This is a genomic window from Rhodococcus sp. MS16, assembly GCF_013277795.1.
Taxonomy (GTDB): domain Bacteria; phylum Actinomycetota; class Actinomycetes; order Mycobacteriales; family Mycobacteriaceae; genus Rhodococcus_F; species Rhodococcus_F globerula.
In genome coordinates, this window is sequence record NZ_VBTM01000005.1 from 679,983 (window position 1) to 704,940 (window position 24,958).

The 24,958-nt window shown below is 60.4% G+C and carries 18 protein-coding genes; 9 read left to right on the forward strand and 9 right to left on the reverse strand.

Translation table 11 applies throughout. The annotated features are described in order from the left end of the window. Positions 1–53 precede the first annotated feature (53 nt). Both FEZ60_RS15920 and FEZ60_RS15925 read right to left on the reverse strand, forming a co-directional pair. The gene (locus FEZ60_RS15920) at positions 54–1,088 is read right to left on the reverse strand and encodes an ABC transporter substrate-binding protein (protein ID WP_172936471.1); all 1,035 of its coding nucleotides are present in this window, start codon (positions 1,086–1,088) and stop codon (positions 54–56) included. A 292-nt stretch (positions 1,089–1,380) separates the two neighbouring features. Continuing rightward, positions 1,381–2,703, reverse strand: coding sequence for an FAD-binding protein (locus tag FEZ60_RS15925; RefSeq protein WP_172936472.1), 1,323 nt, complete (start codon positions 2,701–2,703; stop codon positions 1,381–1,383). Positions 2,704–2,907: 204 nt separating this feature from the next. Between FEZ60_RS15925 and FEZ60_RS15930 the strand changes: the two genes are divergently transcribed. Both FEZ60_RS15930 and FEZ60_RS15935 read left to right on the forward strand, forming a co-directional pair. Further along, the gene (locus FEZ60_RS15930; RefSeq protein ID WP_045064318.1) at positions 2,908–3,942 is read left to right on the forward strand and encodes an extracellular solute-binding protein; all 1,035 of its coding nucleotides are present in this window, start codon (positions 2,908–2,910) and stop codon (positions 3,940–3,942) included. An 88-nt stretch (positions 3,943–4,030) separates the two neighbouring features. Then, a complete protein-coding gene (locus FEZ60_RS15935) occupies positions 4,031–4,819 on the forward strand; it encodes an SDR family NAD(P)-dependent oxidoreductase (protein ID WP_045064320.1) in 789 nt (262 codons plus the stop codon). A gap of 74 nt (positions 4,820–4,893) precedes the next feature. Here the strand turns inward: FEZ60_RS15935 and FEZ60_RS32935 are convergent, their stop codons facing one another. Then, entirely contained in the window at positions 4,894–5,190 is a 297-nt protein-coding gene (locus FEZ60_RS32935; protein ID WP_172936473.1) for an MFS transporter, read from the reverse strand. Next, on the reverse strand, positions 5,187–6,473 hold the full coding sequence (locus FEZ60_RS15945; protein ID WP_172936474.1) for an MFS transporter: 1,287 nt from the start codon (positions 6,471–6,473) through the stop codon (positions 5,187–5,189). Before FEZ60_RS15945 ends, FEZ60_RS32935 begins: the two co-directional genes overlap by 4 nt. A gap of 146 nt (positions 6,474–6,619) precedes the next feature. On the opposite strand from FEZ60_RS15945, the gene FEZ60_RS15950 reads away from it, so the two are divergent. Beyond that, a complete protein-coding gene (locus FEZ60_RS15950; protein WP_045064324.1) occupies positions 6,620–7,645 on the forward strand; it encodes an NADP-dependent oxidoreductase in 1,026 nt (341 codons plus the stop codon). Between the two features lie 402 nt (positions 7,646–8,047). On the opposite strand, the gene FEZ60_RS15955 is transcribed toward FEZ60_RS15950, so the two are convergent. After that, on the reverse strand, positions 8,048–8,911 hold the full coding sequence (locus tag FEZ60_RS15955) for a phytanoyl-CoA dioxygenase family protein (protein WP_172936475.1): 864 nt from the start codon (positions 8,909–8,911) through the stop codon (positions 8,048–8,050). A gap of 893 nt (positions 8,912–9,804) precedes the next feature. On the opposite strand from FEZ60_RS15955, the gene FEZ60_RS15960 reads away from it, so the two are divergent. Beyond that, complete coding sequence (locus FEZ60_RS15960; RefSeq protein WP_033235854.1) at positions 9,805–10,500, forward strand: TIGR00266 family protein; 696 nt, start codon at positions 9,805–9,807, stop codon at positions 10,498–10,500. A 232-nt stretch (positions 10,501–10,732) separates the two neighbouring features. Here the strand turns inward: FEZ60_RS15960 and FEZ60_RS15965 are convergent, their stop codons facing one another. Together FEZ60_RS15965 and FEZ60_RS15970 are read right to left on the reverse strand one after the other, a co-directional pair. Then, entirely contained in the window at positions 10,733–12,379 is a 1,647-nt protein-coding gene (locus FEZ60_RS15965) for an alpha/beta fold hydrolase (RefSeq protein ID WP_172936476.1), read from the reverse strand. Positions 12,380–12,784: 405 nt separating this feature from the next. After that, on the reverse strand, positions 12,785–13,447 hold the full coding sequence (locus tag FEZ60_RS15970; RefSeq protein WP_207185753.1) for a TetR family transcriptional regulator: 663 nt from the start codon (positions 13,445–13,447) through the stop codon (positions 12,785–12,787). A gap of 340 nt (positions 13,448–13,787) precedes the next feature. Between FEZ60_RS15970 and FEZ60_RS15975 the strand changes: the two genes are divergently transcribed. From FEZ60_RS15975 to FEZ60_RS15990, 4 genes are all read left to right on the forward strand, one after another. After that, entirely contained in the window at positions 13,788–14,711 is a 924-nt protein-coding gene (locus FEZ60_RS15975; RefSeq protein ID WP_172936477.1) for a TauD/TfdA family dioxygenase, read from the forward strand. A gap of 338 nt (positions 14,712–15,049) precedes the next feature. Beyond that, positions 15,050–16,225 (forward strand): DUF1214 domain-containing protein, encoded by a 1,176-nt coding sequence (locus FEZ60_RS15980; protein ID WP_165826241.1) that lies wholly within the window; start codon positions 15,050–15,052, stop codon positions 16,223–16,225. A gap of 348 nt (positions 16,226–16,573) precedes the next feature. After that, a complete protein-coding gene (locus tag FEZ60_RS15985; RefSeq protein WP_172936479.1) occupies positions 16,574–18,193 on the forward strand; it encodes an ABC transporter substrate-binding protein in 1,620 nt (539 codons plus the stop codon). A gap of 82 nt (positions 18,194–18,275) precedes the next feature. Beyond that, a complete protein-coding gene (locus FEZ60_RS15990) occupies positions 18,276–19,400 on the forward strand; it encodes a DUF1214 domain-containing protein (RefSeq protein WP_172936480.1) in 1,125 nt (374 codons plus the stop codon). Between the two features lie 9 nt (positions 19,401–19,409). On the opposite strand, the gene FEZ60_RS15995 is transcribed toward FEZ60_RS15990, so the two are convergent. Further along, complete coding sequence (locus FEZ60_RS15995; RefSeq protein WP_346343365.1) at positions 19,410–20,003, reverse strand: helix-turn-helix domain-containing protein; 594 nt, start codon at positions 20,001–20,003, stop codon at positions 19,410–19,412. 839 nt (positions 20,004–20,842) lie between these two features. Between FEZ60_RS15995 and FEZ60_RS16000 the strand changes: the two genes are divergently transcribed. After that, complete coding sequence (locus tag FEZ60_RS16000; RefSeq protein WP_172936481.1) at positions 20,843–22,459, forward strand: ABC transporter substrate-binding protein; 1,617 nt, start codon at positions 20,843–20,845, stop codon at positions 22,457–22,459. 216 nt (positions 22,460–22,675) lie between these two features. Here FEZ60_RS16000 and FEZ60_RS16005 read toward each other — a convergent pair whose 3' ends face one another. After that, positions 22,676–24,790 carry an FAD-dependent oxidoreductase gene (locus FEZ60_RS16005; RefSeq protein WP_172936482.1) on the reverse strand — a complete coding sequence of 705 codons (2,115 nt, stop codon included), beginning with the start codon at positions 24,788–24,790 and terminating at the stop codon, positions 22,676–22,678. Between the last annotated feature and the right edge of the window lie 168 nt (positions 24,791–24,958).

Consider the following 24,958-nt stretch of genomic DNA (forward strand, 5'->3'; position numbering starts at 1 on the left):
AGCCCTTCCACTTTTTGATTGGCACTTATGTTCCGCGGAGCCATGTTTCGGTGTTACTGGAAGAGCTTCTGCCACTGCTGGGAGTACTGCTCGACCTTGTCCGGCGTCAAATTTTCGGGATTGGGCAGCGCGATGTCCTGTGCCCGGGCGACAGCCCCGGGGATATTCGGCAGTGCGGCAGCGTATCCGTCGTTGAGGGCGGTCTGACCTCCGACGGTTACCAGGAAGTTGGCCAGCACCTGGGCGGCATTCGGATGCGGCGCGGTATTCAATGCGTGGGCGTACCACGGAGTTCCCCACGGCTGCTGCGGCAGCGCCCAGTCGACGGGCGCACCGGAGTTCACTTCGGTCACCAACGGCTGCACCGAGGGGCTGACGACGATCTCGCCGGACGTCAGGGCCTGGGCCACACCGAGCGCGCTTGGGTAGATGCGGGGCTGCAGCTCGGCAAGCTTGTTCCAGTAATCCTCGCCGTACGTGTTCGCGAAGTGCCGGTACATGTCGACGTACGAGGCGATGCCCACCGGGTTGACGATGCCGATCTTGCCCCGGTACGCCGGATTGAGGATGTCCTGCGGTGTCGTCAAGCCGTTCGGTACCGCATCGGTATTCCAGCCGAGCGAGAAGACCGCCGCGCTGGTGAGGAAGAACCGGTTGTCGAGCACGCTTGCCGCTGGATCGAATTCGGGGGCGTCGAGTGCTGGCCCGACCAGTTCGGCGGAATAGGTACCGGACTTGGCGGCATTCTGAATCCATGCCGAGTCGGTGAGCATGTGGACGTCGGCGGTGCCCTTGCCGATCTTGTGTTCGGTCTCGACCCGGGGATTGATGTCCGGATCGGTGCCGCGGACGTATTCCAGTTCGATTTGCGGATACTCCGCGTGGAATGCGGCCTTGAGCGCGTCGAGGTTGGCCGGCTTCTGGCTCGAGTAGAGCATCACCTTGCCCTCTTCGTTTGCCGCAGCGACCACATCTTCCCAACTGCCGTCGACGGCAGCGGACGCGGGTTCGCTACCGCTACATCCCGAGATGCCGACCATGGCTGCGGCGGCGCTCAGCGCCACCAGGGTGCGGACGAATGACTTCATGGCTTCCTTTCGGGCATGCCGTCGGGCGTCGACGGATCGACATGTCGTTGGCACTCCAGTGAGAGATGTTCTCGCGTCGACAGTTCTGAAGCTGACCCTGCGCGCGGTATGTCATCGCGTCTTGGTCCCGGGCGGGACGGCTGCCGAATCGGGAGCCGCCCCGCCTACAAACTGAACTGATGTCAGTTCGAACGTAGTGCCCGGCGCTTGTGATGTCAATCACGAACATGTCAGAGCAGGAAAATGTTTCGAACAAAGCTGGTAATTGCCCGACACCGTCAAGCTGAACGGTTCAGACGACGGCGGTGGCGGCAGACAGACCGAATACCAGGGCTGAGGCGAGGCCACCGGCGTACGCCCGGTTCCACAATCCGCCGGTGTCGGAGCCAGCCGCAAACAGTCCAGGGATGGGCAGTCCGGCAGCGTCCAGAACTCGGGCTTGCGTGTCGATCCGAATCCCATGAAACGGGAAGGTGACCGCGGGAACCGTTTCGATCACGTAGTAGGGCCCCTCGAGTAAGGGAGCGCGATCGAGTTTACGGCCCGGAACCAGTTCTGCACCCTGGGAGGCCGCCTCGTTGAACTTCGTGATCGCCGCAGCGATCGCCGCTCCGTCGTATCCCCATTCCTCCGGCAAATACTCGAGTTCCTCGAGGTCCTCAGCCAGGCCGACCCTGCCGCCACGCTTGCTGGCAAGTTCGAATTTGTCAACGGCCACAGCACCTTCGACATACGACGCGACCATCCAGTCACGGTGCACGCGCGCGTCGGCAATCAGCAGGCCTCGGCCCTGCGGCTGTTCGAGAAGAGCCATCGTGGTGAGGTGATCGCCGAGCGTTTCGTCGACGAATCGTTCGTTGTCAAGACTGAAGAGAAGAGCATGCTCGCTGTAGTACAGCGACATGTCGACGAAGTCTGCGGGATCGGCAAGTTCCACACCGCTCGGAATCAAATGCCCGTAGAAGCCGGCATTCTCGACGCCGGTCGACGCGCCGACCTCGATCGCGAGGCGGTAACCTTCGCCGCAACTGTGTGGGTTCGAGCGCAAGGCCATCCGGCCTGCGTCCGGGTGGACGTGCTGAGCGAGCAATTCCTTGTTGCCTTGGAATCCGCCGGTTGCCAGGAGGATCTGGCCGGCCCGAATCTCGCGCGCGGGCTCGGTACCCGTACGTACCACGGCGCCGCGGACGGCACCGTCCTCGAACAGGAGCGCTTCGGTCGCGGTATCGAACACGACCGATCCGCCGGCGTCGAGGACGATTCGCTTGCAGGTGTCGACGTAGTGGTTGGTGTCGAATCTGTGCCCGCGGCCGAAGCTCAGAATGGGCTGCGCCGGGTCGACGTCAATGCCAATCGAGCGGATCCACTCGACACCGACATCAAAGCTGTCGACGAGGTGGCGCTTGAGAGCTTCGTCGCCCCTCGGGTTCTGTTCGGCCATGACGTCGTGATTCGGTGCACTCCAGGCGTATCCAGCGAATCGCGCCGAACCTCCGACGTCGGCGCTGATCTCGATCAAGCACACTCGCCTGCCTGCTGCGGAAGCTTTTGCCCCAGCGGTCAATCCGGCCATTCCCGCACCGATTACCAGCAGATCGTATTCATTGCTACTCAACTTGACTCCAATTGTCCGGCGCCGGTGAGCGCCTTCCGTTCTAATTGAACTGACCTCAATTTGATTACAGTAGAAGCGTAGCGAGGAGTGAGTCAATCGGTGTCACTGCCGACATGACGCTTGCGTTGTGGGCTGAGTCACTCTAATATGAACTGAATTAGGTTTGATTTTGTGTCGGCAAGTACCAGAAACGGAGCAGCTCGCATGATCCCTCAGGTTTTCAGAACAACCGTGGCACTCGCCGCGGTGGCGCTCGCGTTGACGGCGTGTAGCAACGCTCCCGCTGCCCCGTCAGAGCCGGTTTCAGGTTCGTGGGACGACGTCGTTGCTGCGGCCAACAACGAGGGAAAGGTCACGATTTACTCGACCCAGGCGGCGCCCCGACTCGCGGCCCTGGAAACTGCCTTCGAAAAGGCCTACCCCGCAATCGATCTCGAGGTCGTCCGCGGAGTCGATTCGGATCTGCTTTCCAAGATCGATGCCGAAAGCAAGTCCGGCAAGGGAATCGGAGACCTCGCGGTGATCACCGACGTGTCGTGGATGAATACTGTCAAGGATACAGACAAGGCGACCAAGCCGATCGGGCCGAGTTTCGACAACCCGGACTATCGCCGGGATACAAGCATCGTCTCGGACAAGTACTTCCTCGAAGGGGCAGTGATCCTGGGATTCGGCTGGAACACCGACCTGCTGCCCGGCGGTGTCTCTTCCCCGGCAGATCTTCTCGCTCCTGAGCTTAAGGGCAAGGTCGGAATCGTCAGTCCGTCAACGTCACCGACATACCTGGACTTCTACTCCCACATCGAGAAGTACTACGGCGGCAGGGAGTATCTGGAGAAGCTAGCCGACCAGAACCCGCGCATCTATCCGAGCAATCAGCCGCTCGCTCAGGCACTCGCTTCCGGTGAGATCGCCGCCGGCTTGATGGCCGATCCGATGTTGGCATCCAAGGAGTCCGGGGCACCGGTTGAATGGTCTGCCGGAGAACATATCTGGGGAGCGCGTTGGTACGGTCTGACTCTCGGCTCGTCGCCGCATCCGAATGCCGCGCAGGTATTGGCCGACTTCATGGTCACCCGGCCCGGCCAGGAGGCCACGTCGGTCGGTTACAGCTCGGTGTTGCCCGACATCGAAGGTTCGATCGCGAATGCTCAAGAGGTTCCCGATCAGAACACTGAGGTGACCACGGGTGACGGCGCCGCGCGTTACCGCGACGAGCTCGAAGCCCTGTTCAACTGAACTGCTTGACAACCGTTCCATGTGCACGTGTTCTACTCGTAATACCCGCGGCCGCCAAGCGGATCGACGGGACTGAAAGGTGTATTCGATGTCTGATCGGCAGTTCGAGGGCCAGGTCGCAGTGGTAACCGGCGCAGGTTCCGGAATCGGCGCTGCCACAGCGCGTCTGCTCGCTGACCGGGGCGCCGTGGCGGTGTATCTGTGCGACGTCAACGAAGCTGCGGTAACCGAGGTGGCAGCGTCTGTGGTCGGTGGCCAGGCCATCGGTTTGGATGTCGGCAATTCGGCGCAGGTGACCCAGGCTTTCACGAGAGTGATCGCCGAGCAGGGGCGGGTTGACGTCGTCGTCCATGCCGCCGGCGTCGACGACCCGAAGAGTAAACAGCGCATCTACGAGGCAGCTGAGCGTAATGAACCGGTTGACGTTCTCACTCACCTCGAGGACGAAGATTGGCGACGCGTCATGTCGATCAACCTCGACGGTACGTTCTTCATACTCCGCGAAGCAGTCCGGGCGATGAAACCAGCCCGCAGCGGCGCCATCGTGACGGTCGGCTCGTCCTCGGCGTTCGACACGCTTGTCGGCTACCCACACTACTCAGCTTCGAAGGCCGGAGTTCATGCGGTAAGCCAGGCTGTAGCTAAAGAGGTTGCGCCCTTTGGCATCCGGGTTAACACGATCGCTCCGGGACCGGTCGACACGGGAATGGCCAGTCGCACTCCGGCCAACCTTCGCGCTGCGATGACACAGGACGGATTCCGCGGTTACGCAACCGCCGAGGAATTGGCAGATAACATCCTGTACCTGGCGTCGCCGGGTGCCGCCAACGTCGTCGGGGCCGTACTACTGAGCAACGGTGGTAGATTCACCGTCTGATCGGGGTCAGTTCCGTAGAAATGCCCGGTTTTGCACGTCTTCCGAAGACGTGCAAAACCGGGCATCGTGCTTTGTCAAAATAGCTTCGGCTCGACAAGTACTCGGGTTTGCGGCGCTAAGACAAGATATTCGGCCAATTTCGTCCGCACCCGGTTCTCGGGAACGGTCAGTCGCTCGGTCTCCTGAGCGAGGTACTCAGACCAATCACGGAACGTGCAGTGTTCAACATAGATGTCGGGCTCGTTTGCCGATCGCGACACGCTCCAGCGCAGTGCACCAAGACGCCGCCGGGAGAGTTTGAGTTCGTGCACGTTGTCGAGAAATTCTTCCGTACGGCCCGGGAGCACGTGATAGGTGGTCTCGACGATCACGCGCAGACCGGAGTATTCGGCATTAGGGGCCAAGGGATCGGTGCCCCGGTCAGTTCGGGGGCAATCGCCTCACTCGGCATGATCCCGCGGCGAAGTGTCTCGAACACCGAGACGAACATCAACAGCGCGGCCAGTAGCACGGCGGGAACGAGGCCGAGCGAGTCGGCAAGGACGCCCCACAACAGGGCGCCGATCGCCTGGCTCCCCTGAAACATCAACATGACGAAGGCGATAACACGCGCCTTGATCCATCGGGGAACCACGGCATGAGCGGCGATCATCCAGGTGCTCTGAACCCCAACCCACGCGGCGCCAACCACTACAAGAACGGCAAACATCGCGCTGACCCACGGGATCACGACCAAACCGACCAGAACGAGCGCATATGCACCCGAGCCTAGTGCCACGAAGTGATTCCAACTCATCCGCGCGCGCAGCGGCATCAGCAGGATCGTACCGAGCACGGCGCCGATTCCGATTGCGCCGGAGAGGATTCCGAACCCGAACGTACTCACCTGCAACCGATCATGCGCGACCAGCGGCAGAAGCCCCCACAGACAACTCGCCGGGATCCCGAACATGGTCAGTCGCAGCAGCAATCGCCTGGTCCAGCGGGAATGGCGAATGAAGCGCACGCTTCCTGCCACCGCCTGGCCAATCGAATTGTGCGATTCGACCCGCCCGGTCGATGCGGGTACCGTCCGCGCCGCGACGAAGACGCAGACGGCGAACAGAGCGGCAGTCAAGGCGAAAGCCGAAGTCGATCCCCAGCCGGCGAGAACGGCACCGCCGATAACCGGCCCGACCGCGCGAGCGCCATTGAAGACGGCGCCGTCGATCGCAGGAACCACCGCCATCATCTCGCGGCTGACTATGTTGGGCAGCAACGCCTGCCAGACGATAGCGACGGACGCCAGACCTGCGCCGGCGACGAAGACCGCGAGCATCAAAATTGGAGTTTTCGCCAAGCCCAACTGCTGCAGTACCGCGAGCAAGATCGTCGACGCAGTCAACACCACTGCGGTACCGACGAGGAGTAGTCGATGGCTGACGAACTCGGCCATCGCGCCGATCGGCAACGCCAACAGGAAGAACGGCAAGCTGGCGGCGAACTGCACCATCGATACCGTCGTCGCAGACTCGCCGGTTTCGGTGAACGTCCACTGCACCGCGAGTACCAGAATCCATACTCCGACACTTGCACACAGCTGAAATCCCAGCATCATGCGTAGTCGCCTGATACGTAGTGGCGCAAAGATGCTCACTGTCCGATCGCTATCCATGATGTTCCCTCTCGATCACCGAACAATAACCTAAACTTAATTCAGTTAGGGTTGAATTCGTGCTAGTTTCGGCATGATCGCGTCGCACTGGTTTTATGTGCGGTGCGCGGTAGTTCCCATCTGTTCGAAAGGCCTCAGTCATCACCATTCACAATCGAGTTGTGTGCCTCGCCTCGCGTCCGGCTGGTCGTCTGGTGCCGGATAATCTCGCGATCGTCGATGCCGAAGTGCCCCCGTTGGCACCAGGCGAGGTTTTGATCCGAAACACGTGGCTGTCGATAGACCCGTCGATTCGACTGCGGCTCAATGCGGCAACGCCTTCGGGATACTTACCGCCGCTGGCTCCGGGAGATCCTTTGGTCGGTCTGGCGCTCGGTACCGTCGTCGAATCTCGGAGTCCGGAATTCGCTGCTGGTGAGCTGGTCTCGCACATGTTCGGTTACCGCGCCTATGCGGTGGTCGCCGCGGGCGGTGAAACTCTCGGTGGTGCCGGCGGGTTGACGAGGATCGACCCAGGCGAGTTTGCCCCGGAATGGTACCTCGGTCCGTTGGGCAGTGCGGGGCTGACCGCCTACGTAGGTCTTTTCGAGATTCTCGAGCTCAAACCCAAAGACGTGCTGTGGGTTTCGGCAGCAGCTGGCGCCGTCGGGAGTATTGCGGTGCAATTGGCGACATTGCGGGGCAACACGGTTGTCGCTTCTGCAGGAGGCCCGGAGAAAGTCGAGTACCTCAGGAATGCACTCGGCGCCTCGCACGCGATCGACTATCGGGCCGGCGACCTGAAAAAGCAACTGGCCGAAGCTGTCCCCGACGGTATCGACGCCTACTTCGACAACGTCGGCGGAGATCACCTGGGGGCGGCCCTGAATCATCTCCGGCCCGGCGGGCGCGTCGCGATGTGTGGAGCCGTCTCGACCTACGACACGGACTCCCCCGCCCCCGGGCCTACCAACCTCTTTCAAATCACCGCAAAGAGCTTGCAAATGAGAGGTTTTCGCGCAGGAGCGTATGACGGGCTTTACGCGGACTTTCGTTCAGAAGTCGGCGGGTACCTCACCGCGGGTATGATGACGTACCAGGAGACGGTATTCGAGGGACTCGAACAAGCCCCCACCGCACTCGTCGGAATGCTCAACGGCCGTACTACCGGAAAGACTTTGTGTCGACTGTAAGCCTTCCGATTCCGGGCCGCCACGGGCCACCACTCTAGATCCACACGCGCTGAGTCCGCCGACTCCTCGTCCGGGTCCCCGTTGAAGAATTCGGATATCGAACGAGCAATTCGTCGTCGGACTCGTCGATATCGTCGGCATCGGCGAGCACCGAACGCGTGAGAGACGAAGCGAAGGTGTCCCTGATCAAATGCCGTTGACGATCGGGCGGAAAACCCGGGAATGCGAAATATCGCACGGCCGCACGCGGTTCCTCCGTTAGAAACGACTACCTCAGAGGGTGTCACGACGTCGCGGGGGTGGAGCCCGATATTCCATCATCTCCAAGACCTGCCGAGCATGGGAGGCCTTTGTCTTCCCCAAATAATTCGACAGCGAAAGCACATTCGTCCGCTGTAACCGTCACGGCCGAAATGCTAGGAACTCCGGCCGCGGCGCCGTTCCCGAGAACGGCTTCCCGAGCGAATTCTCGACGCTGTTGAAAACCACGAAGATGTTCGCTCTCGGCACCGGGGAGATGTTTCCTGACGATGCATGTAGAAGGTTGCTGTCGAACACAGTCATCGAACCCGCATCCCCCGTCAACACCTCTATTCCGTGGCGGGCGTAGAGCGTGGTGATCATCTGCTCGGAAGGAACACCGACCCGAGGCACTTCCTCGACCAAGGACTCCTCGAAGTAGCGGTCCGGCGTCGCCCCCGCGCACTGCAGGAAAGTTCGATGCGATCCGGGCATCACCATCAAAGGCCCATTGAAAAAATGATTATCGGTCAACGCAATTGACGCGCTCACCGCCCGGGGAGCCGGCATCCCGTCCTCTGCGTGCCACGTCTCGAAATCGGCATGCCAGTAGAACGCTCCGCCGCGGAAACCGGGCTTGTAATTCAACCTGCTCTGATGCACGTAGACCTCCGAACCGAGGATCTCGCGTGCGAGAGCTGCTGCCCCAGACTCGTCTACTGCCGCGCGCACCACCGGACTCAAATTCACGACATCGAAGATCGACCTGACCGCCGAGGAAGTTTTTTCCCGCACGATCCGCTCGTCGCCGGCAAGTTCGGGTGCGGTGCCTAAACGTTGGACTTCGCTCAGGCACCGTTGCACTGAGCTCGCGTCAAGGACACCACGACGAACCGTGAACCCGTTATCCTCGACATCGCGATGCTTCACTCGCATCTGCTCGCTCCACACAATCGGGTCGACACGGTCCAACTCGGTCGGGACGGTCGAGATCCGTGTGGCGTAACGATCAACAGTGACAACCATCAGTGTGAATTCTCCTACTCGTTGCTCGAACCGCGACGACAGCAGATGCGACGCAACACACACGTGCGCACTTTCAAAACTTGCATCTACCGTGCGTCGAAAGGTCTTTCGTTTATAACACCGCGAGCAACACATACCCAAACATGTTGGAAAACAACAGCTCTTATCCAACCGTGCACGAATACGCGATCCACGGACTGGGCCGCTGCAAAAACGCAGTGGCGGGCCCTGATGTCGCCCTAGTCGGACGGGGCGCAACGGACTGCGCACAACATGTGGCGCGGTTCCGGGTTTTCGGAACACGACCGAACTCGGTACCGATCTGGCGTCGATCACAAGAGGTGGCCGAAGCCTGGAAATGCTGGGTATCCTCCGGCGGTAGAGCACCCCATCCCAGGCTTGACGCAGCAACTGTCACAGCCTCGGTCGAGTCTGGTCAGCTCCGTCCGGTCGAGGGCACAATGATGACCTACCCAGCGCCCTCACGAGCTCAGGTGCTCAGTGCGTTCTCAGATCGATGGGTGACACTTAATCCGAAGTCCTTGTTAGACAAAGGATGTGGGAATAATTCTGGAACTAGCGCCCGCAGAGGCCTCTGCTTCCAGACCTGAATATCGCCCTGGACTTGGCGTGCGCCAATCCCCTCCCCACCGAACTCGCGCATTCCGCGGGCCCGATCATCCGGCACCCCATTTACGGCGCCTCACGCGCCGAGCGCACGACCGGCGTCCCTCCGAAGGCACTACAACGATCAGATAGCGAACCCCCGAGGATCCGAACCAAATCGTCACCACAAGCAATAATTCGTTTCGAGGACCAGTACCGGACAGTGATTTCAGCCAAACATGATGCTCATCATCGACCACGAAAAAGATTGTCATCGAAAGGAACCCATGAAGACAGAAATCAGTTGCGGGCCCGCATTCGCGCTGGCCGAAATCAGCGTCCCCGCCGGCGGATCCGTCCGTGTCGAAGCAGGAGCAATGGCGATGATGCGGGGCGACATCTCGATCACCACCTCGACCCGAGGCGGCTTCATGAAGGGACTCCGCCGATCCCTGGGTGGGTCGAGCTTCTTCGTCAACGATTTCGGCAGCGACCAAGGAGGTGTCGTCGGCGTCGCCGGCGCACTACCAGGCGACATAGTCGAAACCACCATCAACGAAGAGACACCGCTGCTCGTCCAATCCGGCTGCTGGCTTGCATCAGACCCAACCGTCGACGTCGACTCCAAATGGGGCGGCAGCAAGGGATTCTTCAGCGGAGCCGGACTTGTCCTGCTGCGATGCAGCGGAACAGGCGAGATCCTGCTCTCCAGCTACGGCGCCATCCGCCCGATTACCCTCACCACGGGGGAAACCATGACACTCGACTCCGGCCATGTCGTCGCATTCGACGAATCCGTCCAGTACCGCATCCGCAAAGCCGGCGGCTGGAAATCGATGATCCTCGGCGGCGAGGGCATCGTCACCGAATTCACCGGGCCAGGCCGAATTTGGATGCAAACCCGCAGCGCAACAGACCTCGTCGACTGGCTCCGCACCCGAATGCCATCGAACAGCACCAGTAGCAACAGCAACAACAGCTGAGTCCTGAACGCAACAAACAAGTCGACGGCAGTCTCCGGGGGCGACATGCCCCCGTGTCCGTTCCGGACACCGATGTCCGCGATGTTGCGTTGCGGCCCAAGGTTCACCGAACCCGGAACAGTCGACATGTCATTTTCTCGTTGGACGGGTCAGGCCCTCGCCTTCCAGCGAGGGCCTGACCTGAGGACATGTTCGGTGCCGGTCGGAGGCGCCACTTCTTCCGGCTACCTACCTACAGGGGTGCAGTGATCGGGGCCTCGGGCGCATGCGTGACGGAGGTACGCCCCGTCTCGAGGTATTCGGTGACGGCCTGATCGATCACCGCGTTACCGCCCTGGATGCCGGCGCCGTGATCGCCGCCTTCCACGGTGACCAGGTTCGCCCCCATGTCGCGGGCTAGCTGCACCCCACCCTGATACGGCGTCTGCGGGTCGCGCAGCCCCTGCAGAACGAGCGGCGCCGTCGCCAGCCCCCGGTTGCTCAGCTCGGGCAACGCGGTTACGGGCGGCGCACCGGCACAGAAGGTCCCGGCACTGTAGCCATACCCGATGAGCTCGAAGAGATCTCCGGTAATGAAGGTCGAGAAGAGCCAACCCGGGATACGGTCCGGCCGATCCGCGACACTGTTCTCGTTACACAACATCAGTGATTGCATCATCTGGGACTGAGCAATTCGCTCCAGCTCCAGCTCCGATATGTCGTTCATCCCGGCACCACTGGGAATCGCGTCGACACCGTCGCGGACTACCCGGGCCATGAGCGGCCAACTGTTCCGAGCTGGAAGCACCTGCCGCGTCATCACGTAGATACTCGACGACATTTGCGTGTGCGACGGATCGGCGAGTCCCCGAATGAATGCCTCGAACTGAACGCGCGCCGGCCCAGTCAGATCGACCCCACTGCGGTAGGCATTCGCGAGTGCTTCGAGACCGGGCGGTACGTCACCGATTTGCGCAGGCGGCGGCGCAAGCGTCGGGTTACCACCGGCCTCCGCGACAATCCGGTCTGACCATCGCTGGTAGACCTTGAGCGGAGTCTCACCAAGCCCGTAGGTGTCGTTGTTGGCGGCGATCCAATCCATGAGGTCGTAGAAGCGAGCTTTGTAGCCGTCGTTCTGCTGCCACAACACGTCGTTCCACAACCAATTTTGGTCGACCGCGGAATCGAGAACCATGCGACCGGTGTGCTGCGGGAAAAGCGTCGCGTACGTAGATCCGAGAATTGTGCCGTAGGACAGACCGTAGATGTCGATGACATCCTCGCCGAGCGCAACGCGGACCTGCTCCCAGTCCCTCGCCGTGTTCTCGGTCGTCAGGTGCGCAGTGGCGCCCGGCGCACCGGGCTCGCATGCATTTCGTGCCGCAGCCCCACCGAAACCGAAGCCTACCGCCGTCGCCAGCTCAGGGCCCACTGCGCACGAAAGCGCGCCGGCGTACGGGAGTCCGCGCGGTTGAACTCCGATCACGTCCCACTGTGCGCGAATCGCGTCGGGCAGGACGTCGACGAACATTCTGTTCGAGCCGATCGCGTCTCCACCAGGTCCTCCGGGATTGGTGAACAGCACGCCTTTGCGCGAGCCCGGATCTTCGGCGCGGTGACGGGTTACGAGCACGTCGATCGTGCCGGCGTCAGGTTCTGCGTAGTTGCGGGGAACGGTGACCGAAGCACACTGATCGGATGCCGGATCAAGCTCGTATTCGGCCGGGCAGGACTCCCAACGAAGATCTCCACTCGGTGCCGGCTCCGCGGCGGCGGTGGGTGCGACTCCGACGGAAATCACCGCGGTGACGCCGACGGCAAGAGTCACGAATCGACTGCGCCGTGAGAACGTAGTTTCTTTGCGCCGCATCAAATGCAAATTCCTGTCAATCCCCGACATACTCTCGCAGCCCCCTCGTAGCCAGTGTCGTAACGGCGGTGGCACCCACCCCGACGCTTCGCTGCCAGTATTTCAGACGCACCACTGAATTCAGGAGCCCCCCCTCGAAGGCGTGGACGCCGATTCTTATGCTGCAGTAGCCGACATAGCCACGTGCTCGATCGAATCACTCTGCCCGCGAAACCATCTCGCCAAACGACGCGCAGAACGCGCAATAACGCTGGCGCACTGGCCCAACTGTGAAAACCACGGATCGGTGACGGTGTGCAAAGGCCAACGGCCCGTTTCGCGGGCGATGCGCATTGCGACGCGGCGGCCACGCCAGCGGCAATGTGCGATGATCGCCGCACGCCACAGCGGCTGATGATGGTGTATGCCGCCGCGCGAGTCGAAGTATGTGCACGATCAAGGGTCGAGGCCGCTCGGAGTGAGTGCCGCATGGGAGTCGAAGGCTTCGTCGAGGATGGTGAGCCAGTTGACAGCTCCCTCGTGCGCGCACCACTCGTCGTCGGCAAAGCTCACGATGGTGAAAGCAATTGCGGCAGTGAGTCGAACGTTCCGGTTGTCAGGGAAGGTACCTGGTCGTTTCGCCAGGACAGCTGCGACCTCGCGCTGCCATCGTTGAGCGACCAAGTGGGCACGCCCACGCAACACGGGAGTGTCAGCAACCACGCGGTGCTGACGCAGGCGGCGCTGACGCTCATCCCCGTGCACCTCGCGCACACGAAACATGCGTAACACCTGGTGGATCGCCTCGAGGTCCGGCTCGTGCGTCGGGCGCGCCTCGAGCGCGGCACAGAAGTCAGGGACCGTCCATTCGGCGTCGATGAAAAGGACTTCCTCCTTCGACCGAAAGTAGCGAAAGAAGGTGGTTACCGACACCTCGGCGTCGTTGGCGATTTCCTCGACCGTGGTTACGTCGTAACCATTTTCAGCGAACCGCTCTAAGGCGACATCAACAATGCGATGCCGCGTTGCAAGCTTCTTGCGTTCTCGTAAACCCATAGTGACCTCAGCGTACGGTGGACTGCCCAGGACCTGCCACACACGCGGCGTCACAGACAGCATCAGCCAATTTCGCGGACCAGTGGCGCGGTTTGAGAGTGAATAAAAAAGTGGTAGTTGACTAACATTTGGTAGTTGACTTATGATTTTCACGTAGTCGAGGCCTTCACAACTTCAGGACAACCCCACACAACGTGCCTGAAGGGCGCCGACACTACAGACTTGGTCACTGCCCGGCTTGCCACAGAGCGAGCGCCGGCAATGACCTGTGTACCGATGCGCGTCGCCACGAAAAGGACTGCGCGCCAAAGTGATCCAATTTCTGATCAACCGCATGTATCACCAGACGCGGACGCTGTAACTCAGCACCTAAATTCGGCCGATCCCCAAGAGAGGTAAAGAAATGGGTTCATCTAATCTTGCCGTCGATTCTCAAGCCCCCGATGTACACGAGACCCGGCGCATGCGCATCACACCACTAAGTGTCAACATTGGAGCACTCGTAGAAGGGGTCAGCCTCAACGCCCTCAACGAAGACGAGTTCGACGAACTGCACCAGACCTTACTGAAGCATCACGTGATCTTTCTCCGCGATCAAAACTTGTCGGAAGCGGATCACGTCGACCTCGCAAATCGGTGGGGCACTCCGATGGCCAACCCGGTAGCGAAACTCCACGGCGACGAAACAGTCTTACATTCCGTCGAAAACAACGCGAAAAAGCGGCCGCTTGCAGACGGATTCCATACGGATCTCACCTACTGGCCGGAGCCACCTAACCTGGCCATCCTCTACGCGCTCGATATCCCCGCAGTGGGAGGCGATACCCTCTGGGCCAGTCTGTACGCCGTCTACGACAGTCTGTCTGACGAAATGAAGCGAGTGTGCCAGGACTTGCGCGCATTGCATAAGCCCTCCGACCACTTTATTCAGGCAAATGTGGCCATGTACGGAGCTGAATCCGAGCAGGTGATCCGGCAGAATCTTCAGGGCGCGGTTCTTCCGTTCGTCCGTACCCACGAAGAGACTGGGCGTCAAGCCTTGTTCCTGAGCTCCTTCATCGATCACCTTGTGGGCATGCACAGGCCTGAGAGCGATGCACTTCTCGGTTACCTGGGCAATCTCGTCAATAATCCGAATTATGCGGTTCGGTGGCGTTGGCGAGCGGGCGACGTCGCGATTTGGGATGAGCGCTGCACGAATCACCGCGCGCTTTCGGATCACTACCCTCAGTACCGGCTGATGCGCCGCTGCACGGTCGAAGGAGGGCGGCCCTTCTACCGCCCTGACGGAGCGTCGGAACCCTTGTTTGAAGGAACCTTCGCCTGACAACGATTCACCCTTTCAGGCGGACACCGCACAATGTCTCAATTGCGGGCGCGAGGTCGGACCGTGCCGAGATGCACGGTACACCTTGCCCCGAGATATCGTCCGAACTTGTAAACCACCGGTCACGAGCCTGTCGGGAACAGGTCGACGTCCTTGAGCTGCAACAGATTTAAGCCAAATGTGCTGCCAGACAACAGCCGGAAAGAGGTGAATTCCAGATGGAACGAATGGAAACATCAATTGACGTCAACTATGTAGGCGCCCTCGCTACACCAGTACAACGCGACGGCGAAGAACTGACCCGAAGGATTTTGGAAACAGACACCTACCGCACAGCGATGAGAAGCGTCGAAATGCTCTACGCGGCCGACCCGCAGGGCTCGACACCGGCTGGAAAAGCGACGATCGGCAGAGCTGCCCATTCACTGGCCACCGCAGCGACCCAATATGCCATCTGCTCGGACCCGGAAATTCCGATGCTCATGTGGGGCGTAACCGCTCCACACGAGTTTCAAGGACTGAGTTCCCCCAGGTCCGGTTTCGGAATCGAGAACCCGGACAACGTTTACCGGCACACAGCGGTATCAGGGTCCTCGACATATGAGATCCGCGGGAAGATCAACTACCCGAGACCTACTGAGCAACACTTCGAGCTGCGCGACGCCATCCCTGGGACCACCTCCCTCACCGCCGAGGGCGGCATACAACTCGCAGGGTTGCACAGCGACGACATCGCGGTCGAAGCGGACGGGTCTTTTGTCATCACTCTGGACGCCCAGCCCGCCAACGGGCGGACCAACCACATCCGGATCCCTGCAAAGCAAGATTCGTTCTTGATTATCCGGGACCTCCTCGACGACTGGTCAACGGAAAATGTTGTCCGCCTCGATCTGGTTCGGACTTCAGGTCCTGCGGCTCGCGAACCGCGAAGCTTGGAACAGCTCACTACACGTTCGGTAGAGTTGCTGACGCAGATGGCGCCGTTCTGGCTCGACTACTTCAACAAGTATTTCTATAGCGAGGCAACAAATTACGTGCGCCCGGCGCGTCTGCGTCCCGCAGGTCGCGGACTCTCGACGGGGGGATGGTTTGACCTGAACGATGGAGAAGCGTTGGTTGTCACCGTCGATCCACTGGGTGCTGCGTCCCTCGGAATTCAACTCTCCGATCCGTGGGGAGTGGCGTACGAGTACATCGATCGAACAAGTAGCTTGAATACCGTTCAGGCAGAGCCTAATCCGAATGGCACGTACTCGTTTGTCATTTCCCGTGAGGATCCCGGCGCCTACAATTGGCTCGACCCCGAAGGGCACAACTCGGGAATGGTTGCAGTCCGCTGGCAATCACTGCCAGTCAACGCCCCCGTCGAGTTGGCCATCCGGCGCTCCGAAGTTGTCAAACTGGATCAACTCAGAGAGCGTCTACCGGCAGGTACTTCCTTCATCACCGCGCAGCAACGTGAACACCAGCAGACCTTCAGAGCCAGCAACTTCTTGCGCCGATACACCGACTAACGCAGTTGCAGGGGAAGGAAAATGACCCAAATCGATTTCGATGGAACTTCCATCACTATGAGCGGCGCGTCCGACATCGATGTGTCGGTCGAAGTGGACCGTTGAGCTATTATCGTTCCCCGCCTTGGGAACTGCGCATAATGACCGATCACTTCCACCAACGCGGGCAACGGAACTTGTCTCACAGGCGATACACGAATGCAGCCCGAAATTTGCGTGCTCGCAACAGAACCCGGCCGTCCGCAGGTTCCGGTCAGCGGGACAACTCAACCGCCACCATGGTGCACATCACACAATAGGGAATCTTCGCTGAAGATTTCACTCATCCTTCCATTTGGAGGCGTCCCAATGACTCGTAGCTCCCTTCGTCGTCCGCGCAGATTGACTGCGGCTACCCTGGCGATCACCGCAAGCATGTTGCTCGCTTCGTGCGCAAACAGCGAATCAAACGGCGGTGCAGGGGAATCCGCAGATTCAGGTTCCGCGCTCGAGATCGGCATGGTCAACGAACAAACAGAGCCCGGCGCGCCCAACAAGGGTGGAACCTTGACGTTCAGCGGCTTCTCCTCGGTGACGACACTTGATCCGGCGAAGTCTCAGGTTGCCGGAGCCGTCGGTGGCAGTGAACTCGGAGCGATCTACGACTCGCTGATGCGCTACGACCCTATCGAGAAGACATTCGTTCCGCAGTTGGCACAGTCCCTCGAGCCCAGCAGCGACAGCAAGACCTGGACACTGAAGCTTCGTGACGGCGTCAAGTTCAGCGACGGAACGACACTCGACTCCAAGGCAGTTGTCGACAGCATCAACCGCTACGTCACCAACAAGGGACCGCAGTCCAGCCTCTGGGCAGCCAAGGTCGCCTCCATGGACGCCCCCGACGCGTCGACGGTCATCTTCAACCTCATCGATCCGTGGACCGGCATTCAGTCGATGCTCTCCACCGGACCCGGCATGATCGTCGCCCCCACGGCGCAGCAGGGTGATCAGTTCACCCCGATCGGCGCCGGCGCATTCACCCTCGAAAAGTTCACCCCCAACGAGGAACTACTGCTCAACGCTCGCCCCGACTACTACGGCGGCGCACCGAACATCGACCAACTCAAGCTCATCAGCATCGTCGGCGCACAGCCCACCGCCGAGGCCCTCAAGACCGGTGGCATCGACGCGGCATACATGCGCACACTCACCCCGATCCTCGATCTGATCGAGAACGGCAACCCCGGCTTCATCGACATCCCGTCGCTCGGCTACATCGCAAACGTCAACATGGCCGAAGGTCGCCCCGGTTCGGATCTTCGTGTGCGCCAGGCAATGGCACTGGCCATCGACCCGGAAACGCTCAACACCCGCGTCAACAACGGCAACGGCCTGCCCGGCCAGGAAATCTTCCAGGACACCTCCCGCTGGCACAACGACGTCGCAACGACCGGAATCGATCCGGCCAAGGCCAAAGAACTGCTCGATCAGGCCAAGGCAGACGGCTACGACGGCAAAGTCACCTACGTCGCGATTCAAGAACCCTCCGCGCAGGCAACAGCCCTTGCTGTGCAGGCAATGCTCAACGCAGTCGGATTCGATGTACAAATCGAATACGTCACCAGCGCAAGCGACGTCACTAAGCGCGTCTTGGTGGATCACGACTACGACATGGGAACCGGCGCGCTCAGCCTGTCCGAGGCCGATCCTTTTGAACGCCTGTATACCAATCTCAAGACAGGTGGCCGCAACAACGCCACCGGTTACTCGGATCCCCAAATGGATGTCCTACTCGATGAACTCGGAGTTGCTACCACCGACGAGGACAAGAAGACCGTCCTCGCCGAGATCCAGCAACGCGCCACAGACACTGTCCCCTGGCAGATTTGGGGCAATGTCCCCACGCTGGACGTGTGGAACAAGAACGTGCACGGCCTCCAGCAGAGCATCGACGGAATCATGTTCTTCGACGAAGCATGGAAGGAGTGATCCGGTTGGAGGCCAACAGCACAATGCCGGCTTCGATGTTCGGTAATTGCGCCTCGCCGCGCGCCCAATACCGGACTGCGTCATGACGCTGCCTGGGCAGGCTAGCGTTCCTGCAGAAGCATTCACCTACCTCGCCGACATGATCAGGGACTTCCCCGAAAAATTCGCACAACTGCCGATGCCCGACAATGCGATCGACGCCGCAGAGGGCAACCGACTGTTTCTGCGATACCTGACGATCGGGATCGAGCAATTCATCGAGTACACCGACCCCGCCTACCCGGACTTCCAGCAGAAAACCCGAGCAGGAGTGCGAAAGTTCTCGGGAGACAGCCCTGCTCAGCTATACGACTCGAGCCCCGTGTCGTCGAAGTACCAGTACATCGTCACGGGAAGCATGGCCGAGACGGAACTCATCGAACTCACCGTCTACTCAGGCGATTTGAGTGGCGCCAACAAAACACCGCGACGTCTCATCGATGCGATCACAGAAGCCGAGATCGACACCACGACGGACGGCAGCTTCACGCTCACAGTTGCCGCCGGGCATGAAGGACGCAACGGGGTAAAACTCGATACAGACGCCAGTGTCCTTTCGGTTAGGCGATATCTCCGTGATCCTCGCGTCGACAGGCCGCGGCCATTGTCCATTCGAAGAATCGGCGGGCCCGTAAATCCACCTCCCCTCACCGCTGATGCCTTGGCCACCGGACTCGAGCGCGCCGCGCAGTTCGCGTGGTTCAACACCCGAACTTGGGCGCAGTGGGTGGGGACAACTAAGACCGAGAAGTTCAACGCCCTCAGCCCCATGCATGATTCGGGCGACATCTTTACCCCGGCCGGACACAAATACCTGAACGGCTACTGGGCGGTGCCGGAGGGGTATGCGCTACGTATCTCGTTCACACCGCCTACTGGAGCCTACTGGAGCTTCGTCCCGATGAACTACTGGATGGAGTCCCTCGAATGGCGCTTCGGCAACCGCGTCTTCGCCACCAGTTTCGATACCGAACCTGACGAAACCGGGCGGATCGAATTAGTTCTGGCGCATGATGATCCCAAGTTTCCTGGCGCGACCTGGCTAGAGACACTGGGACACAGCGAAGGCACAATGGCGTTCCGATTCGCGCGCTGCCACAACGAATTACCTGAGACGACGATTGAACTCATCTGCCTAGACAAATGTCGCGGGGATCGGACGAAATGAGCCACGACGCTACGGATTCTGCACGTCACCAGGCCCGAATTCCGGCAGTTCCATGATCGCGCTCAGCAGATCAGCCATCCTCAATTCGATATTGACACGGTCGGAGCCCGCAACGTGTGTGTTGTTCAGGATTTCACTTCCGAACAGGGACCAGCCGGCAATAGCAGCGAGCCCGAACATGATGCGTACATCCACCGAGTCGGACGACTGACCGCTCCGAGCGAGGATGGTGCCACCGTCGGCTTCGTCTGTAGGAAGTAAATCCGTTCGACCGTCCAAAGTCAGCCACGTTGCTATTCGTACATAGTCGGGATCTGCAACACCTACAAGAAAGAGACGACGCATAGCCTCTGAAAGTGACTCCACATTTTCGACGACGCTCGCAGATTGTTGACTATTGCGCGCAAGGACCGCGCGCAGGATGTCGTCCTTGTTGCCTAGATGTTTGTGAATGAGTCCGAGATTGACCCCGGCATCTTGAGCCAGCTCCCGAAGCGTTACCGACATCCCCTTGGCAGCGAACTTGGTTCGGGCCGCTCGCAATACCGCATGCCGTACTTCGTCTCTGCCCCAGGCTTTTCCCACTGACTTCTGCTCCACCACCCCTTGACAGTAGACGCTTGTCTACTGTCAAATCAACGGGCACCGAAAAGTGACCTAACTCATTTCGTATTTGCTGTCGGGTCGTGCTGAGGTGATGGTCCGCGTCCCAGAGACGCATCCTGCTCGCCGAGCACAGCAATACACCTGAATACCGGGCCTCACCCGGGGTCCACGAACCGCCCCGAGCCCTGCCCATTCGTCACGACGTCAACCACACCAGTTCAGCCGAACGTCTGACCACATCGGCAGTTCCACGACCAGTCAGTGCCGTAGCCACACCTGCAACGATCAGAGGGAAGGACAACTTGTTTCGCCATGGAACGACGCGTTCCACATCCCCATCATATTCCGGAGGACATTGCTGAGTTGATCACCACAGATGAAGAGAGTGAATTACCCTCTCCAACTACGCCTTTCTGCTAGTCCAGAACGAGACGGCAAGCGTCCGAAAAGTCCTGGGAAGTTCATCCAGGGTGGACACCATTTACTTTGCTACTCGTTCATTACCGATCTCGACCGAGCCGAGCATCGTCCGCAGGTCGCATGGCTAGTCCCCCAGTACGAAGGACGTTCAGTAGATCTACGCCCAAATGATATTAGCGACGGCAACTTTCGTCGTCTGGACCGTCGGAGGCTAACCCCCGGGATTGAACTTCCCGGGCAGATGTGTACGCACACATCGGCCGAACGAACACGAATACCGGCCAGACAGAAGCAAATCCGGATCCCGGGTATATCCGCTACTTCCGACGAGCGGGACAACATTCAACACCAGGCACATCACATAACGAGGAATCTTCGCTGAAGATTTCACTCATATTCAACTTGGAGGCGTTCACATGATTCGCAGTCCCATTCGCCGCAGCCGCAGATTGACCGCGGCAACCCTGGCAATCACCGCAAGCATGTTCCTGGCGTCGTGCGCCGACAACAGTTCGAGCGGCGGCGGTGAATCCGCCGAATCGGCCTCCTCGCTGAAGATCGGAATGGTCAACGAACAGCCGGATCCCGGCACACCCACCAAGGGCGGCACGCTGACATTCAGCGGCTACGCAGCAGTGACATCGCTCGATCCAGCCAAAGTTCAGATCGCCGGATCTGCCGGTGGCAGTGAACTCGGCGCGATTTACGACGTACTGATGCGCTACGACCCCATCGAACAGACGTTTGTGCCGCAGTTGGCACAATCTCTCGAGCCCAGCAGCGGCAGCAAGACCTGGACGCTGAAGCTTCGTGACGGCGTCAAGTTCAGTGACGGAACGACTCTCGATTCCAAGGCAGTTGTCGACAGCATCAACCGCTACGTCGCCAACAAGGGACCGCAGTCGAGCCTGTGGGCAGCCAAGGTCGCCTCCATGGACGCTCCGGACGCGTCGACGGTTGTCTTCAACCTCGTCGATCCGTGGACCGGCATTCAGTCGATGCTCTCGACCGGACCCGGCATGATCGTCGCCCCCACGGCGCAGCAGGGTGATCAGTTCACCCCGATCGGCGCCGGCGCATTCACCCTCGAGAAGTTCACCCCCAACGAGGAACTACTGCTCAACGCTCGCCCCGACTACTACGGCGGCGCACCGAACATCGACCAACTCAAGCTCATCAGCATCGTCGGCGCACAGCCCACCGCCGAGGCTCTCAAGAGCGGTGGCATCGACGCGGCGTACATGCGCACACTCACCCCGATCCTCGATCTGATCGAGAACGGCAACCCCGGCTTCATCGACATCCCGTCGCTCGGCTACATCGCAAACGTCAACATGGCCGAAGGTCGCCCCGGTTCGGATCTTCGTGTGCGCCAGGCAATGGCACTGGCCATCGACCCGGAAACGCTCAACACCCGCGTCAACAACGGCAAGGGCCTGCCCGGCCAGGAAATCTTCCAGGACACCTCCCGCTGGCACAACGACGTCGCACCGACCGGAATCGATCCGGCCAAGGCCAAAGAACTGCTCGATCAGGCCAAGGCCGACGGCTTCGACGGCAAGGTCACCTACGTCGCGATTCAAGAACCTTCCGCGCAGGCAACGGCTCTCGGAGTGCAGGCAATGCTCAACGCAGTCGGATTCGATGTGCAGATCGATTACGTCACCGGCGCAGGCGATCTCATCAAGCGCCTGTACGTCGACCGCGATTTCGACATGAGCTCGGGTGCGGCCAGCCTTCCAGAGGCTGATCCGTTCGAGCGTCTCTACACGAGTACCAAGTCCGGCGGCAGGAACAACATCACGGGCTACTCCGACGCCGAAATGGATTCCCTCCTGGACAAGTTGGGTGTCGCGACCACCGACGAGGACAAGAAGGCAGTCCTTGCGCAGATTCAGGAACGCGCCAATGAGACCGTGCCGTGGATCGTCTGGGGCAATGTCCCGAACCTGGTCGTGTGGAACGAGAACGTCCACGGACTGCAGGAGAACATCGACAGCATGATCCTCTTCGACGAGGCATGGAAGAACTAGACTCGACCATCTGTAGCAGACTGCTGCCGGCCTGATCGTTCATCGATCAGGCCGGCACAGCCGAATCCCTTTCCGGCGCAGCCGATCGCCCCGTGCAGCAGAGGGATTGAGTACCGATTCTCTGCTCTCGCTGACCCCTGCGTAACCCAGCATGCGATCACGCGACTTCAGTGGGTGGCCATGCATGCACATCACCAGCAACCACTCCGGCGCCGCCTAAAGTGTTGTTGCGACTTTCCACGCCGTGTGCATGGCACCCTCGATGTAATCGACCTCGACAGCGTCACCGACAACACGTACGTCAGGCACCACACCTGCCAATGCGTCGGCCAGTGGTGCCTGAGCCGACACACCCGAGGCGACGACAACCATGTCGGCCGGAGCTGTCAAAGTCTTGTCACCGGCACGGAACTCGACGTGCTCCTTGGTGATTCGCTGCACCGTCGAATTACGGTGAATCTTCACACCCACCTCCTTGGCATGGCGCACAGCGGTCCAGCGGCGCGGCATCGCCATCGGAACGCCCAACTGCTGGCCTTCTTCGATCAGCGTCACGTTGCGACCGCGCTCGGCCAGGAACTCCGCAAGTTCGAGTCCGACAAGCGAGCCGCCGATAACCACGACGTTCTTGCCCATGGGCAAGAACTTGCGGGTCACCGCACGAATCGCGGCGGGGCTCTTGGTGATTCCGGAGAGCTTGCCCAGCTTGGCCATCGACCGCAGGAACGGCGGAACCTGCGACGTGTCGCCGGCCCCGGTCATCAAAGCGCGCAACGTATCACCGGTGTACACGTGCGGGAGGTCGCCGCCGGGAACGGACGGGCGGTCACGAACAGCGCCGGTGGCCACTACAACTACGTCGGCGCCCAGCGCCTTGATCGAAGCGACTGTCGCCTCGGTGTTCAGCCGGATATCGACGCCCAGGCGCGAGGTTTCCACCTTGAGCCAGTCCAGCAGACGACCGTTGTCCGGCGTCGTGAGGCTCGAGAACCAGAGCGTGCCGCCGAGTCGATCTGCCTTGTCCACCACCGTAACTCGGTGTCCACGTTCGGCCGCCACGCGAGCAGTCTCGAGTCCGCCTGGGCCCGCGCCGACAACAACCACGTGCTTCGGGGCTGCGGTGCGCACGAACGGAATCAGCATTTCATTTCCCAGAGCGGGGTTCACCGCACACAGCGGAGTGCCGTCCCAGAAGTTTTCCTGAACGCACACATAGCAATTGATGCAGGGTCGGACCCGCTCCGGCGTCCCGGCTTTGAGTTTGTTCACCAATTGCGGATCGGCAAGCAACTGGCGACCCATTGCCGCAAAGTCGGCCTTACCTTCGTCGATTGCCTTCTCACCGACTTCGGGCAGTACACGGCCCACGGTGATTACCGGAATAGACACGGCCTTTTTCACTTCGCCGGCCAGTTCGATGTACGCGCCCACCTTGTCCGGCAGCGGGCCATCGGTGAAGTTCGAGAAGGAATTGCGGGCCCAGCCGGTGACATGGATGGCATCGGCGCCGGCAGCCTCGAACAGCTTCGACGCCGCAACAGCTTCGTCGGTGGTCAGGCCGTCGTCCTCACCGAATTCGCGTCCCGCGACGCGGAGCAGTACCGCCAGCGAATCGCCGACCTCCGCCTTCACTGCTCGGATGACCTCGACAGCCAAACGCGCCCGGTTCTCCAGGGAACCACCGTAGTTGTCGGTGCGCTTGTTATCTGCTCGGCTCAAAAAGCCGCCGAGAACGTAGCCGTGGGCGCAGTGAATTTCGACGGCATCAGCGCCTGCGGCCTTCACTCGCCCGGCAGCTTCGGCGAAAGTGCGCACCAACCAGTCGATGTCGTCCTGGGTGGCCTCGTGATAGGTGTCTTGCTTTCCTGCGGTAACAGCTCCCATCTTCTTCAGCTCTTCGGGAGTATTGTCGGCCAGAGCAGACCTGTCACGGGGAGCAGAAGGCGTCGACGGGACCAGCATCGGGCGGTCCTGGACCGTGTCGATCCGTGCGATCCTGCCGTGGTGCGTCATCTGAACGCACAGCTTGCTCCCTGCTGCGTGGATGGCGTCGGCAAGCGCCGTGAGGCCGGGAATGAACCGGTCCTCGGACAGGCCCGGTTCCTTGGTGCTTGCGGATCCGGCTGGGTAGGCGACAGCGCAAGCACCGGTGATGATCAATCCGGTTCCACCGGCCGCGCGCGCCACAAAATGGTCGATGTCGCCCTTCTCGATTTCACCGTCTTCGCAGAGGTTCATGTCCATGGCGGGCAGAACTACGCGGTTGGGCACGGTGATGGGGCCGATGGTCCCGGGTGCGAGCAGGTGCGGGAAGGTCTGGTTGCGGATCACGAGTAGACGCTAAATCTCCTGACAACGCCACATTGCACAGTTCCCGACCATCGAGATGTCACCGGGCGTGCCCGTCGAGACAGTCCGCAATCACATCGGCAAACTCGCCACCGGAAAGCATTGGGGACTGTGCCGTAACTTCTGGCGATAGTGCGGCTACTGCCCAAT

What these genes read in the sequence shown, in the direction of transcription:
- FEZ60_RS15920 (WP_172936471.1), bottom strand. Translation starts at nt 1,088, where the DNA reads ATGAAGTCATTCGTCCGCACCCTGGTGGCGCTGAGCGCCGCCGCAGCC.
- FEZ60_RS15930 (WP_045064318.1), top strand. Translation starts at nt 2,908, where the DNA reads ATGATCCCTCAGGTTTTCAGAACAACCGTGGCACTCGCCGCGGTGGCG.
- FEZ60_RS15935 (WP_045064320.1), top strand. Translation starts at nt 4,031, where the DNA reads ATGTCTGATCGGCAGTTCGAGGGCCAGGTCGCAGTGGTAACCGGCGCA.
- FEZ60_RS15945 (WP_172936474.1), bottom strand. Translation starts at nt 6,473, where the DNA reads ATGGATAGCGATCGGACAGTGAGCATCTTTGCGCCACTACGTATCAGG.
- FEZ60_RS15955 (WP_172936475.1), bottom strand. Translation starts at nt 8,911, where the DNA reads ATGGTTGTCACTGTTGATCGTTACGCCACACGGATCTCGACCGTCCCG.
- FEZ60_RS15960 (WP_033235854.1), top strand. Translation starts at nt 9,805, where the DNA reads ATGAAGACAGAAATCAGTTGCGGGCCCGCATTCGCGCTGGCCGAAATC.
- FEZ60_RS15965 (WP_172936476.1), bottom strand. Translation starts at nt 12,379, where the DNA reads ATGTCGGGGATTGACAGGAATTTGCATTTGATGCGGCGCAAAGAAACT.
- FEZ60_RS15970 (WP_207185753.1), bottom strand. Translation starts at nt 13,447, where the DNA reads ATGCTGTCTGTGACGCCGCGTGTGTGGCAGGTCCTGGGCAGTCCACCG.
- FEZ60_RS15975 (WP_172936477.1), top strand. Translation starts at nt 13,788, where the DNA reads ATGGGTTCATCTAATCTTGCCGTCGATTCTCAAGCCCCCGATGTACAC.
- FEZ60_RS15980 (WP_165826241.1), top strand. Translation starts at nt 15,050, where the DNA reads ATGAGAAGCGTCGAAATGCTCTACGCGGCCGACCCGCAGGGCTCGACA.
- FEZ60_RS15985 (WP_172936479.1), top strand. Translation starts at nt 16,574, where the DNA reads ATGACTCGTAGCTCCCTTCGTCGTCCGCGCAGATTGACTGCGGCTACC.
- FEZ60_RS15990 (WP_172936480.1), top strand. Translation starts at nt 18,276, where the DNA reads ATGACGCTGCCTGGGCAGGCTAGCGTTCCTGCAGAAGCATTCACCTAC.
- FEZ60_RS16000 (WP_172936481.1), top strand. Translation starts at nt 20,843, where the DNA reads ATGATTCGCAGTCCCATTCGCCGCAGCCGCAGATTGACCGCGGCAACC.